The sequence below is a fragment of the Lelliottia sp. GFLA7 genome (assembly GCF_056490165.1).
The window spans coordinates 1-297 of the sequence record NZ_JBWLAQ010000135.1; the positions used below are offsets into that span (position 1 = coordinate 1).

Genomic DNA, 297 nt, shown 5'->3' on the forward strand with positions numbered 1-297 from the left:
CCGCGAAGCGGCGATTTTCTTGCCGGGAGCCGGGATTGTTAAGGGGGCGGCGATGTATGAACCGGTCACATGGGTTACAGATCTGACCGGTCACATAGGTAACACTTTTTGACTTAATCGGCCCGGATTATACGATGATTTCGTCTGTCGTACCGGGCCAGTATCAGCTTACCAAAACCTATCTCATCCAGATCTTCTTCGACCTGCTTCATCCATATCCATTCCCCCCTCAGCGCCTCCGATAAAAATATCCGGGTGCTGTTAAAGCATAAATCGCCTTTTACTGAGACGCGTAAT

Annotated in this window: 1 pseudogene; it reads right to left on the minus strand. The window is 49.8% G+C overall.

The features are described from left to right. Nucleotides 1-113: 113 nt before the first annotated feature. Nucleotides 114-297 (minus strand): annotated as a pseudogene (locus AC07RN_RS21530) (integrase core domain-containing protein); the annotation flags it as partial.